A 12,589-nucleotide genomic window follows, 5' to 3' on the forward strand; every position below is an offset into this window, starting at 1 on the left:
TGTATATAGTAGACCTATTGGTGACCTGAGTCTTTCGACTTTGGAATTTACGGGCATTAATAGCCCTCATTGGTTTATCTGTTTTTCCAATTTCTGCTGTTTTCAGACGCCAATAACCCTTATTGGTGATCTCTTTTTCCAGTTTTTGCTGTTTTTAAAGCACCAATAAATGCTGGCATCCTTTTAATCGAGACGTTCAATAATGGTGGCGTTTGCCATGCCGTGCCCTTCGCACATGGTCTGCAGGCCGTAGCGTCCGCCGGTCCTTTCAAGTTCGGACATCATCGAAATCATCAGGCGGGCGCCGCTCGCTCCAAGAGGGTGGCCAAGCGCGATTGCTCCGCCATTTGGGTTGAGTTTTGATGGGTCCGCTCCCGTTTCCTTCAGCCATGCCATCGGTACAGGAGCGAATGCTTCGTTCACCTCGAAGACATCGATATCCTCCAGCTTCAGGCCGGCTTTTTTGAGGACTTTTTCCGTTGCCGGAATCGGTCCTGTCAGCATCAATGTCGGATCTGAACCTACCACAACCCTGGTATGAACCTTGAACCGCGGCTTCAAGCCTAACTCTTCAGCTTTTTCACGGCTCATCAGAAGCAGGACACCTGCTCCGTCGCTGATCTGGCTCGAGTTCCCGGCATGGATGACACCGTCCTTTTTAAAGACCGTTTTCAACCCGGCCAAAACCTCAGGCGTCGTTCCTTCGCGAGGACCTGAATCTTCGGTCATCAAAGTTGTTTCACCATCTTCAAGTGTGACCTCGAGCGGCATGATTTCTTTTTTAAAATAACCCTCTGCCTGCGCCTTCAAAGCCCGACGATGGCTTTCAGCAGAAAATTCATCCAGTTCCTGACGGGTAAAACCATATTTATCCGCGATCCGTTCTGCAGATAATCCCTGATGGATCATCTCGTATTGTTCTCTTAATTTAGGGCTGAACGGGTTTGCCTCCTGGTAATTGGAGCCCATTGGAACACGTGTCATATTCTCAACGCCGCCGGCAATGACGACATCCATGTCCCCAGCAAGGATTGCCTGGGCAGCAAAATGGACTGCCTGTTGGCTTGATCCGCATTGACGGTCAATCGTTGTTCCTGGTACTTCAATCGGGAAACCGGCTGTCAAAGCCGCTACCCTGGCAATATCCCCGGCCTGTTCGCCTGACTGTGTCACACAGCCGAGGATGACATCTTCAACAAGTCCTGCATCGATTCCGGCCCGCTGCACAACCTCTTTTAAAACCCCTGCAGCCAGCTCATCCGGCCTGATATCCTTCAATAACCCTTTTCTTCTGCCGACAGGCGTCCTGACAGCTTCGACGATTACAACTTCACGCATGTTCATCTTCCTTTCTGAAAATCTAATTTTCTACAAACCCAGGTTTTTAGCAATGATGGTTTTCATGATTTCGTTCGTTCCGGCATAGATGCTGGCAACCGGGATATCACGGAACCTTCTCGCAATCTCGTATTCTTCCATGTATCCATAACCACCGTGGAGCTGCATGCATTCGGCGGCGATTTTCCTCGCGCTGTCTGTCAGCTTCCACTTTGCCATCGATACCTTTGTGACAACATCCTTGCCTTCGATATGCTCGGCAATCAGCTGGTCAAGGAAAGCTCTGCCCATTTCGATTTCTGTCGCCATCTCGACAATCTTGAATTGCGTATTCTGGAACTTGCTGACCGGTTTGCCAAATGCTTCACGGCTTTTTACATACTCTATTGTCTGCTTCAGCATGACCTCGGATGCGGTCTGGGCGGCAATCGCAACAAGCAGTCGTTCCTGCTGGAGCTTTTCCATTAAATAAAGGAAGCCTTTCCCTTCCTCACCTAGCAGGTTTTCCTTTGGAACACGGCAATCTTCGAATATAAGCTCTGCCGTATCCTGACAGTGAAGCCCCACTTTATTCAGCTTCCTCCCACGGGAAAAACCAGGTGTATCCCGCTCAACGACTAGCAAGCTGACACCTTTATGCTTTGGGTTCGCTTTTGGATCGGTTTTGCAGGCTACGACAATCAAATCAGACTGGATTCCGTTGGTGATGAATGTCTTTTGCCCATTTAAAATATAGTGGTCTCCATTAAGGATTGCTGTTGTCTTTATGTTTGCCAGATCCGACCCTGTCCCTGGCTCCGTCATCGCAATCGCCGTAATGGCTTTACCTGTCGTGCAATTTGGCAGCCAGCGTTTTTTCTGTTCTTCTGTCCCGTAGGCAGTAATATATGGGACCACAATGTCGTTATGCAGCCCTACTCCAACCAGACCTGAGCCCACCCTCTCAAGTTCTTCATTGATGACAACTGCGAATCCCCAGTCGACTTCACTGCCGCCGTAATCTTCATCGATATCAGGGCAAAGATAGCCCTGCTCGCCCATTTTCTCCCAGAAGGATCGCGGTATCATTCGCTCTTCCTCCCACTGTTCGTAAAATGGATATGCCTCCTTCTCTAAAAACTTCCTCAGTGACCTGCGAAAAATTTCATGGTCATCCGTTAAATAAGGATGTTTCATAAATGCTCTCCCCTTTCACTCAAATAATTAAAACTTCACTTCATTCAGTTTCCGGCGAAGCTGGTATTTCAGGATTTTACCAGAAGCATTCCTTGGCAATGCCTCTTCGATAAATATTTTTCTCGGAACTTTGTATCCTGCAAGTTTTTGGCGGCAAAAAGCTTTAAGTTCCTGCTCATCAACGACTGCATCCTGCTTTGGCACGATGACTGCGCAGACCGCTTCTCCCCACACCTCATCTGGCAGACCGATGATTGCTGCCTCCAGTACGGCAGGGTGTTCATAAAGAACCTCTTCTACTTCAATTGAATAAACATTTTCCCCGCCGGAAATGATCATGTCTTTTTTCCGGTCGACCAGGGTGATATATCCGTTTTCATCGACGGTTGCTAGGTCACCGGTATAAAGCCAGCCGTCCTTGATTGTTTTAGCCGTTTCTTCAGGCTTTTTATAGTATTCTTTCATGATGGACTCGCCTTTGATGACGAACTCGCCGACTGCCCCAGGCTTAATATCCTTACCTTCTTCATCCACCACTCTAGCTTCTGTCAGGAACGCGGCTTTTCCTCCCTTTCCAAGGTGGTGCCTGTGCCCTTCCGGACCGAGCAGAATGCCGCCAGGACCAGCCTCGGTCAGGCCGCATAGATTGTAAAATTGGTCAGTCTTGAAAAGCTCCATGCTTTTGCGGACAAGTTCTGGAGCCATTGGTGCAGCACCATAACCGCATCTTTTGATCGAAGATAGGTCATAATCAGAAGCATTCGGCACCTGCAGCATAAAGTTGTACATCGCCGGGACTCCAAAAAAGTGGGTGATTTTATGTTGCTGGATTGCTTCAAGCGTTGTAACCGGATGAAAGTCCCGATGGATGATATGGGTTGCCCCAAGAACGACGCCTGATAACAGGAATAGATTAAGCTGTGCCGAGTGGAACAGCGGAGCGATATGGAGGATTCTTTCCTCCTGGTTGATTCCCATGCTGATCATCATCGTCAGGCCGACATTGAAGACTCGTTTATGGTCAAACAGGGCACCCTTGGGCCTGCCGGTTGTCCCGGACGTATACAAGATTTCAAGATCATCATCATTGCTGACTTCAATTTGTGGATCATCGGCATTTTTGGAAAAGACTTTATCGAATGAATGATGTCCAACTGCTTTAGGGGTTCCAGTAGTGATAACATGCGCTGTATTTGTTCCTTCACGTGCTGAAGTAATGATATCCTCGAACTCATCATCGCAAATCACCAACACAGTGCCGGACTGTTCGAGTATGTAATGGACCTCGGATGCTGTCAGGCGGAAATTCACCGGCACAATCACCGCACCGATTTTAGCTCCTGCAAAAAAAGCAAACACAAACTGATCAGAGTTTTTCATCATTAAAGCAACCCTGTCGCCTTTGTTAACCCCCAGACTGAGCAGACCGTGGGCAAACTTGTTCACTTCCTCATTAAACTGCTTGTATGTAAAGCTCCTGTCTTCACATTGAATCGCGAGCTTCTCCGGTGTTTTCCTTGCATTTTGCGCTAAATATGAACCGATATCCATACAGAACTTCCCCCCTGGTCAAATTCGAAAACGCCTTCATCATTTTATATGCAATAATTATGCCAATTTTCCAAAAATAGAGAAGACAGTGACAACCAAGGAGGAATAAGCATATGTGCCCTGCAAAGTGTCCGAAAATTGGACACTGTATTTGGACATTTAAATAGAAGGTGGTTATTGAACCAATAAAACAAAAAATTCCGGGAGAAATCTTTTTTTATTGCTCGTTTCAGCAGTTTACAGGGTAGTTCATGTCCTTAATTTTTTTAGTGGCGAAGTTCACAACTTTATTGGCCATATCCAAAATTTATTGGCGAACTGGAAAAAATCATTAATTTTTTCCAGTTCGCAGAAGATATGTGCAAATTTACTTTTTTCCACAGGTAATAAGACGAATAGCAGCAGTCCAAACAAAAAGAAAGGCGGCATCATGCCAGTATTTTTTAAAATACATATAGTTCTTACACGCTCAGCTGGTATTTCTTTATTTTTTCATAAAGTCCTGAGCGGCTGATGCCTAAAAGCCTTGCTGCCTTTGCTTTGTTTCCGTTCGCCTGGGAGAGCGCTTTTCTGATGGCTCCAAGCTCGGCATCTTCTGCAAGGCTAATCTGTTCGCCAAGCGGGCTGGATAACTGAGAGATTAGATAGTCCGGCAGGTCCTCAGCCTGAATTTTCCCATGCTCGGCAAAGGTCATCGCGCGTTCAAGAACATTTCGCAGTTCCCTCACATTGCCCGGCCATTCATATCGTAGTAGTGCGGTCTTTGCCTTTGAAGAGATACCGGTGATGCTCGTGCCCAGCATCGAATTCAATTCTTTCATTAAACCGATGATCAAATACTCGACATCATGAACACGTTCCCTTAACGGCGGAATATTCAACGATATGACGTTCAGGCGATAATAAAGGTCCTCCCTGAACTCTCCCCGCTTCACCATTTCTTCCAGGTTGCGGTTTGTCGCTGCGATAATACGGACATCGACCTTCACCCGGATATTTCCGCCGACCCTGTAAAACTCCCGCTCCTGCAGGACCCTCAATAGTTTCGCCTGAAGGGAGAGTGACATATCGCCGATTTCATCGAGGAAAAGCGTCCCGCCATTCGCAAGGTCAAACTTCCCGATTTTACCGCGCTGCTTTGCCCCTGTAAAGGCACCTTCTTCATATCCGAAGAACTCTGATTCGAGCAGGTCCTCCGGGATCGCGGCACAATTGACAACAACAAACTTGCCTTCGCTCCGGGCGCTGCTGTTATGGATGGCATGCGCGAACAATTCTTTCCCTGTACCGCTTTCACCCCTGACCAGGACAGTTGACCTTCCTTTCGCTGCTTTGGCAGCACTCTTCTTTAATTTTTCCATATAAGGATCTTCGCTGAAAATATGATCCCAGGTGAACCTCGCCGACTCTGATTTCTGCAGCTGCTGGTGGTAAAAGCTTGCCTTGTTCTCCGCTTTCTGGAGTCTCTTGAACAGATCGTTGACCTCATTCAGCTGGCGGAACATCACTTTTCCAATCGCTCCGATCACCTTGCCATCCTTTTTGATTGGAATCCGATGTACAATATATCTTATTCCGTTTATCTGGTGAAAATCGCTTACCTCCGCCATTTCTGAGCTAAATACATTGCCAAGCTTCAGCTGAGGAAGTACTTGATCAATCGGTTTATACAAAACTTCTTTTTTTTCCAAATTGAACAATTCAAGCAACGGCGGGCTGACCATCGTGATCATGTTCTTTTCGTCTGTCATCAGGATTCCATCATATGCATTCTCGAGCGTCGTCTCGATTGTCAGCTTCAGCTTTTTGACCGTCTCCAGTTCTTCTGCCATTTTTTCAAATTCAGAAATATCCTGGAATAACAGAATCTTCCCTTCCTCATGATTCACTGTTTCATAGGAAGAGATATGTAGAATTGATTTGAACTTTTCATAATGATGGGGTGAATTTTCTTCATTCAACAAGCCGGGAAAAACCTCGCCGATCTCCTTAGAAATGATTGATTCAACGGACCGGCCGCTGATTTTGGCAAATGCTTCATTTGCATACACCACCATCATCCTGCCGTCAGTCATGAGCACACCGATATTGGAATGCTTCAGGATCGTTTCCAGCTGGTCCTTGAGTGTATTCGCAGATTTTAACAGAGCGACCACCATATCGGTTTTGGTCAGTAAACCGATGACCTTATCCTGCTCATCAAGCACGACCCCTGTCCCAACCTTGCTCGTTTTAACAATTTGCTCGATTTCACGGTAAGGGGTGTCAATACGGATGGACCTTGCTTGCTTCTTTATGTATGGCTGGATTGGTGCCTCCAGCGGACTGCCATCCAGAATCATTTGATAAAGCCCGCTCCGGGTAAAAACGCCCTGCAAATTCCGCTCGGCGTCTGTCACGGGCAGAAGATTCCATTTCATTTCTTTGAAAATTCCAATTGCCTCTCTTAATGTTGTTTTTTCCGTGACCTTGCAGTCGACAGGCGTCACAATATTCTTGAATTCAATCATTCATTTCCCTCCTTCAGTTGAGAGATTTCTGAATATTATAACTTCAATTATATAGCACTGCTGCGGAAAGGTACACTTATTGAATGTAAAAAAACCTGCTCCCAGATGAGGAGCAGGTTTTAAAGGTGCATGACTTTAATCAATATAAATGCGTTACAATGAAATTATTTCGGCTGCATCCGGATGGCTCCGTCTAGGCGGATTGTTTCGCCATTCAGCATTGGATTGGTCAGGATGCTTTCAGCAAGCAGCGCATATTCCTCGGGATAACCCAGACGCTGCGGGAATGGTACCATTTTTCCTAGAGAATCCCTTGCTTCTGCTGGGAGAGAATCGAACATTGGCGTATGAAAAAGCCCTGGTGCAATTGTCATGACCCTGATCCCATATGCAGCAAGCTCTCTGGCAATTGGCAGCGTCATGCCGACAACACCGCCTTTTGAAGCACTGTAGGCAGCCTGCCCGATCTGGCCATCAAACGCGGCAACAGATGCTGTATTAATGATGACGCCCCGCTCGCCAAGTTCATTCGCCTCATTTTTTGACATCTGTTCTGAAGCAAGCCTGATGACATTAAAGGTTCCTATCAAGTTGATGGAAATTACTTTTGAGAACATGTCCAGGGAATGGACACCTTTTCGTGATAACAGCTTGCCTGCAACTCCAATTCCTGCACAGTTAACAACCGTGTTGATCGACCCCAATGATTCAATTGCTTTGTTGATCGCATTCAATACTTCTTTCTCACTTATTACATCCGTTTTAATAAATATTGCCTGTTCTCCAAGTTCTTTAACGAGAGCATCCCCGCGTTCTACAGATAAATCAAGGATCGCTGCCTTCCCCCCTTGCTCTACGATTCTCCTGACAGTTGCTTCTCCCAACCCAGACGCTCCGCCTGTAACAATCGCTCTTACTTCACTCATTTTCATAATTTTTGACCCCCACTTCTCTAAAATTGTTAGTTTTATATAAAGCAAGAATCGTGCCAGGTCTGTTTTGCATGAACATTAAGGGGTTATTAGAGATAAGTGTCCAGTTATAGGACAGTTTCATGGAAAAATGGACACTTGGAGACTTTGAGCTGCAGACTTCAATCCAGGCTTGTGTCATTTTTTACTAGATAGAATGCTTTATCCCCGTTGGATTGGTTTTTATCCTCGTTGAATCGAATTTAATCCCCGTTGATCCCGAGTTATTCACCGTTGAAGCTAATTTATTCCCCGTTGGCCTAAAGTCGATTTTAATACCTAGGGTTTCTTTTTAGCGAAAAAAATGCAGAGCATAAGCCCTGCATTTAATTTCGATATTAAGCTGCGTTCCGTTTTATCCGGTTTCTCAGCAACAATTCCTCAAGTGCTCCTGATCCGAATATGACACCGGAAACGATAAAAATTAATCCCAGCAGGTGCGAAGAGGTAATATGCTCCCCGAGGAAGATGGCTGCGAACATGATTGACAGGAATGTATTCAGGTTCAGGAAAATGGATGCTTCCGCTGGTCCGGCTTTGCCAATTGCGTAATTGTAGAGCATGTGCCCTACTGCGGTCGCGAAGATTGCTGAAGCGAAAAACACGCTCCACACTCCTAGGGAACCATTACTTAAGCTTGCTAATCCACCTGGTTCCTTCCATAGTCCGATAAAAAACATCAGGATTGAGCCGAAAATCAGCATATATCCTGTTAGCAGACGGGGATCCAGTGTTTTTGCTGCTTTTGAAATAATGATGAAGCTGATCGCCTGAGATAGTATGGACAGAAATACATAAAAATCACCAATCGACATGCCTGACAGTCCTGTGCTCCCTGCCATCACAGTCAACGAGACGCCAATCCCTCCAAAGATAAAACCGAGTGTCCGTACAAATGTCAGACGTTTCCCAAGGAATAAAATTGCCATCAAAGCCGTCAGCAATGGGCCCATGCCGAGGATCAGACCACCGTTAACAGCAGATGTCACTTTTAAACCAATGCCAAGGAATAAATGGTGGCCAGTGACATTCAGGATTGCCCCGCCTAATATATATTTCCACTCCTGCCTGTACGGCATCCGTACTTTTTTCAAGAAAAATAGAATGATAAACACCGAGACTCCAGCCGTGAAGACGCGGAGAGAAGTGATTGTGATTGGCGGAAAATTCCCTACTATAACTTTTAGGGCCGTTACATTCATTCCCCACAAAAACATGACCCCAGTAAGTATTAAATAGATTTGAAGATTTTTCACGTTGTTTCCTTCTTTCATTTAAACGGTTAAAGCATAACTAACATTCTACTCCTTTTTTTTAAAAGGGCAAGAGAGAGGAATACCAACTTTTTACCACCAAGAATAATAAGTACCAAAAATAAAGGATAAATGTCTCATAGGGTGCTAGGTTAAAAGAACGGTTTGTTATAAAATCCTTCAAAAACCGACAAAAAGAGGTTTAAAAATCTGAATGCTATTTCGGAAAGATAGATACCGCTATGAAGGGAGGTGAAAGAATGCACTTCCGACAACTGATCATTACTGGCTTTATTGCGGGTGCAGCTATGTTGGTACCTGACATCGCTTTTGCTGAAAAAGGGTCAAATGCCGGAAAGCCTGTGGCTGCTGAACAAGTTACTCTGCCAGATAAGGCTGAGAATTCCCAGACTTCTGAAAAGACTCCAGCAAAACCTGCTGCCAAAAACCAGCCGGTGCAGAAGCCAGTCGTTCAAAAACCAGCCCAGGCAAAACCGAAACAGAAGCCTGCTAAAGCAGTGGAATCAAATAGGAAAGCTCAATCATTCAAGAAAAATGAGAAAGCGCCCCTGCCTCAAAAGGCAAAAGCTTTGATCAACGAGAAGTCAAAACAGGAAAAACATAGAACAAAGCATAGCAATAAACTAAGCAATAAAGATGCTTTAAAGTCCAAACATAATAAGGGGAATTACGCAAAAGAAACACAGCGCAGATCACCTAGGTTAAAGGAAAAGGTTGAGCCATCCAAGGAGTCAGCAGCGATACCGTCAGTAGTTAAATCTACAGCAAAGACGGCAAGCAAAGAAACGCCTTTAGTTAAAGATGATGAAAAGGATTCATCCAAGAACGAGAGGTATCCTAAGGGTGACAACATTCCTAACCCTCCTTCACGCACGAAGGCTTCAGGGGGGCCGTCAAGTGACAGGACAAGTTATGGAAACGCGAGCACTTTCATTAACGATAAGTGGTTTGTTTGGGATGAATCATTTAATTTAAATCTCCTGCAGCCGTATACATCGCGAGTTGCTGTTTTTCAAAGCCAGTGGGTCAATGCCCCGCCATCACCGCCACCGCTCAAAGCTCCTGCTTTTTTACCGTATACCGACGCAATAGCCACGGAAAACGTTAAATAAAAGGGAGCGAATTATTAAAATGAATAACTATATGAATGGAACAAAAGTTGTGAAGTCTTTTATGTTAGCTGGAGTAATGTCAATCGGGGTACTGACTGGAGGGCAATTCACCCAAGCAGCAGGACCTGAAAAAGTTAAGGTTGAACAATCTCACGCAGTGAAACCAGCAAAGGGTCAGTCTGCTGAAAAAGCTGAAAAAGCAAAGCCTGCTGTTTCAGCAAAGCCTGCTGCCAAGCCACAAGTAAAAGCACCAAAAGCAGAATCTAAGGAAAAAGCAGCAAAATCACAAGCTAGCACTCATGCAAGTGAAACGGCTAAAAAGAACGCAGCACCAAACGCAGCAGTTCACTCAACTATTCAGCAAGCACCTGCTGAGGAAGTTCCAACTGAAGAAGTTGTTACTCAGGAGCCAGTTGTAGAAGATGTAGTTGAAGAGGTTGTTGAAGCAGAGCCAGTTGTAACTGATGACACTGAAAAAGATGCTGAATCAGAAGAAACTCCTGAGCTTGAAGAAAATGCAGCAACAGAACAAGAAGAAGAAAATGCTGAGCTTGACGCTGACACTGAAATGAAAAAGGAAGATGAAGAAGAATCCGATGAGGATTCTGAAGACATTGACCTTGATGCAGACGCAACTGTAAAAACTGAAGAAGACGAAGAAAATGACTCTGATTCTGAAGACATCGATCTTGATACAGATGCAACAGTGAAAACTGAAGAAGAAGACGAAGAGGAAGAGGATACTGAAGATAAGGAATCTCCTTCTATCGCTAACAAAATGAAGTCTAGTGCTTTCAATGCAAGCGATGTTGCTAAAGAGAAAGCTAACGAAAATTCTGCTGTAGCTTTGTCTGTGGAATTCAGTGAAGAAGAAGTTGCTGAAGAAGATGTAAACGAAGAAGACGTTACTGAAGGAGACGTTACTGAAGAAGATGTCACTGAAGAAGATGTCACTGAAGAAGATGTCACTGAAGAAGATGTCACTGAAGAAGAAGCTACCGAAGAAGACGCAAAAGTATCTCCTTCTATTGCTAACAAAATGAAGTCTAAAGCTTTTAATGCAAGTGATGTCGCTAAAGAAAAAGCTAACAAAAACTCAGCTGTTGCTTTGTCTGTTGAAGTGACTGAGGAAGTCGTTGCTGATGAAACTGCCTCTGAAGAAGCAACTGAAGATGTCGTTGCTGATGAAACTGCCTCTGAAGAAGCAACTGAAGAAGTTGTTGCTGACGAAACTGTTACTGAAGAAGTGACTGAAGAAGTTGTTGCTGACGAAACTGTTACTGAAGAAGTGACTGAAGAGGTTGTTGTTGATGAAACTGCTTCTGAAGAAGTGACTGAAGAAGCTAAAGTTAACCCTTCTGCTGCTAATAAAGCTGCGTCTAAAGCGAGTGAATATGCAAGTGAAATCGCGAAGAAATTTGCTGCATTGATCTCTGCTGTCTTTGCAGTATTTGAAAAAGCACCTGAAGAAACTACTGAAGAAGTTATCGTTGAAGCAGAAACAAAATAATAGGATATAGTATCCTGGAAAGGACTTCCACACTTGCTGGAAGTCCTTTTTTATTCCTAATGAACCAGATTCCCTGTCGTCTGCGGGCTGTCTATCAGCCAGTTATTTTCTTCGTTGGCCACGATAAGTTCGTTGATATCATATGTATTGTAATATTTCTCTTTTATGAACGGGTCACTTTCGACAAGTTTGAGTGCTTCATCAATATCATCGCAATTAAGGATGATCATTGCTTGCTCGTTATTTTTTAACGGGCCGCCAACCATCAGTTTCCCTTCCCGGTTTAAATTCCTGAGGTGTTCAATATGCCTTGTCAACAGGCTTGGTTCCAGTTTGCCTTTCCTTTTATCTTTTAGGAACACGACAAATTTTTTCATAAAACGGTACTCCAATCTTATAATATTTTCCATTTCATCATATCATTTCCGGCATTTCCCTGCATGTATGGACCGATTCCTTGTTAAAACTGAACATTTGAACAAAAAAAAGAGGGCAGTAATTGTGCGCATTCGCGCTTTACCTTCCCTCCTCACTTATCGCTTCTTCAAGCAGCCTGGCAAACCTTTCTTCTCGATAGGGCTCCTTTAAGAAACTTTCGTCTGCTATTGTACTCAGAAGCTTCCTTCTTACTGTTTCATCTTTGACAGTCGCCTTGATTTCTTTACGACTGGATGCCAGGAACTCCACGTAGCTCTCATATTGTTCATCAAACATCTGCTCTAGCTGGCGGCAAATCTTTTTTGCCAGTACCGGACTTGCTCCCGATGTAGAGACGGCAATGGTCAATGTGCCTCTTTTCATGACGGATGGGACCTGGAAGTCCGATTCCTCCGGATGATCTGCAAGGTTAACCAATTGATATGGTGCTGCATCCCTTTTAACTGCCAGGTTCGTCTCTCCGTCATTAGTGGCGGCAACGATGAGCAAAGCTCCTTCAAGATCTTCCTTTGCATAAGGTTCAGGCCGCCAGGAAATTTCGCCGATTTCGGATAGCCGCAGCAATTCGCTTGTTAATTCCGGGCTCACTACCTTCACTTTCGCTCCAGCATCCAGCAAGCCATAGACTTTACGTTGAGCAACTCTGCCCCCGCCAATCACTACGACATTCCGATCCCGTATCTGTACATTTATAGGGTATATCATGCTT

Annotated in this window: 10 protein-coding genes; 2 read left to right on the forward strand and 8 right to left on the reverse strand. The window is 44.9% G+C overall.

Annotated elements, in window-relative coordinates; genetic code table 11:
* Positions 1–183 precede the first annotated feature (183 nt).
* The 6 genes from J7I80_RS00815 to J7I80_RS00840 form a co-directional block, all read right to left on the reverse strand.
* Positions 184–1,338, reverse strand: a complete 1,155-nt coding sequence (locus J7I80_RS00815; RefSeq protein ID WP_214735536.1) for a thiolase family protein — start codon at positions 1,336–1,338, stop codon at positions 184–186.
* Between the two features lie 30 nt (positions 1,339–1,368).
* On the reverse strand, positions 1,369–2,514 hold the full coding sequence (locus J7I80_RS00820; RefSeq protein WP_214735537.1) for an acyl-CoA dehydrogenase family protein: 1,146 nt from the start codon (positions 2,512–2,514) through the stop codon (positions 1,369–1,371).
* A gap of 27 nt (positions 2,515–2,541) precedes the next feature.
* Positions 2,542–4,065, reverse strand: coding sequence for a class I adenylate-forming enzyme family protein (locus tag J7I80_RS00825; RefSeq protein ID WP_214735538.1), 1,524 nt, complete (start codon positions 4,063–4,065; stop codon positions 2,542–2,544).
* A gap of 461 nt (positions 4,066–4,526) precedes the next feature.
* Positions 4,527–6,575, reverse strand: coding sequence for a sigma-54-dependent Fis family transcriptional regulator (locus J7I80_RS00830; protein ID WP_214735539.1), 2,049 nt, complete (start codon positions 6,573–6,575; stop codon positions 4,527–4,529).
* A 164-nt stretch (positions 6,576–6,739) separates the two neighbouring features.
* The gene (locus tag J7I80_RS00835; RefSeq protein WP_214735540.1) at positions 6,740–7,507 is read right to left on the reverse strand and encodes a 3-hydroxyacyl-CoA dehydrogenase; all 768 of its coding nucleotides are present in this window, start codon (positions 7,505–7,507) and stop codon (positions 6,740–6,742) included.
* 377 nt (positions 7,508–7,884) lie between these two features.
* On the reverse strand, positions 7,885–8,802 hold the full coding sequence (locus tag J7I80_RS00840) for a DMT family transporter (RefSeq protein WP_353050069.1): 918 nt from the start codon (positions 8,800–8,802) through the stop codon (positions 7,885–7,887).
* A gap of 257 nt (positions 8,803–9,059) precedes the next feature.
* Between J7I80_RS00840 and J7I80_RS00845 the strand changes: the two genes are divergently transcribed.
* Both J7I80_RS00845 and J7I80_RS00850 read left to right on the forward strand, forming a co-directional pair.
* Positions 9,060–9,932 (forward strand): hypothetical protein, encoded by an 873-nt coding sequence (locus J7I80_RS00845; RefSeq protein WP_214735542.1) that lies wholly within the window; start codon positions 9,060–9,062, stop codon positions 9,930–9,932.
* 19 nt (positions 9,933–9,951) lie between these two features.
* Complete coding sequence (locus tag J7I80_RS00850; RefSeq protein WP_214735543.1) at positions 9,952–11,442, forward strand: hypothetical protein; 1,491 nt, start codon at positions 9,952–9,954, stop codon at positions 11,440–11,442.
* A gap of 56 nt (positions 11,443–11,498) precedes the next feature.
* Here the strand turns inward: J7I80_RS00850 and J7I80_RS00855 are convergent, their stop codons facing one another.
* The gene (locus J7I80_RS00855) at positions 11,499–11,819 is read right to left on the reverse strand and encodes a YciI family protein (protein WP_214735544.1); all 321 of its coding nucleotides are present in this window, start codon (positions 11,817–11,819) and stop codon (positions 11,499–11,501) included.
* Between the two features lie 139 nt (positions 11,820–11,958).
* Complete coding sequence (locus tag J7I80_RS00860; protein ID WP_214735545.1) at positions 11,959–12,585, reverse strand: precorrin-2 dehydrogenase/sirohydrochlorin ferrochelatase family protein; 627 nt, start codon at positions 12,583–12,585, stop codon at positions 11,959–11,961.
* Positions 12,586–12,589: the final 4 nt, after the last annotated feature.

The organism is Bacillus sp. ISL-41, assembly GCF_018613235.1.
Lineage (GTDB): Bacteria > Bacillota > Bacilli > Bacillales > Cytobacillaceae > Mesobacillus.

What these genes read in the sequence shown, in the direction of transcription:
- J7I80_RS00815 (WP_214735536.1), bottom strand. Translation starts at nt 1,338, where the DNA reads ATGCGTGAAGTTGTAATCGTCGAAGCTGTCAGGACGCCTGTCGGCAGA.
- J7I80_RS00820 (WP_214735537.1), bottom strand. Translation starts at nt 2,514, where the DNA reads ATGAAACATCCTTATTTAACGGATGACCATGAAATTTTTCGCAGGTCA.
- J7I80_RS00825 (WP_214735538.1), bottom strand. Translation starts at nt 4,065, where the DNA reads ATGGATATCGGTTCATATTTAGCGCAAAATGCAAGGAAAACACCGGAG.
- J7I80_RS00830 (WP_214735539.1), bottom strand. Translation starts at nt 6,575, where the DNA reads ATGATTGAATTCAAGAATATTGTGACGCCTGTCGACTGCAAGGTCACG.
- J7I80_RS00835 (WP_214735540.1), bottom strand. Translation starts at nt 7,507, where the DNA reads ATGAAAATGAGTGAAGTAAGAGCGATTGTTACAGGCGGAGCGTCTGGG.
- J7I80_RS00845 (WP_214735542.1), top strand. Translation starts at nt 9,060, where the DNA reads ATGCACTTCCGACAACTGATCATTACTGGCTTTATTGCGGGTGCAGCT.
- J7I80_RS00850 (WP_214735543.1), top strand. Translation starts at nt 9,952, where the DNA reads ATGAATAACTATATGAATGGAACAAAAGTTGTGAAGTCTTTTATGTTA.
- J7I80_RS00855 (WP_214735544.1), bottom strand. Translation starts at nt 11,819, where the DNA reads ATGAAAAAATTTGTCGTGTTCCTAAAAGATAAAAGGAAAGGCAAACTG.
- J7I80_RS00860 (WP_214735545.1), bottom strand. Translation starts at nt 12,585, where the DNA reads ATGATATACCCTATAAATGTACAGATACGGGATCGGAATGTCGTAGTG.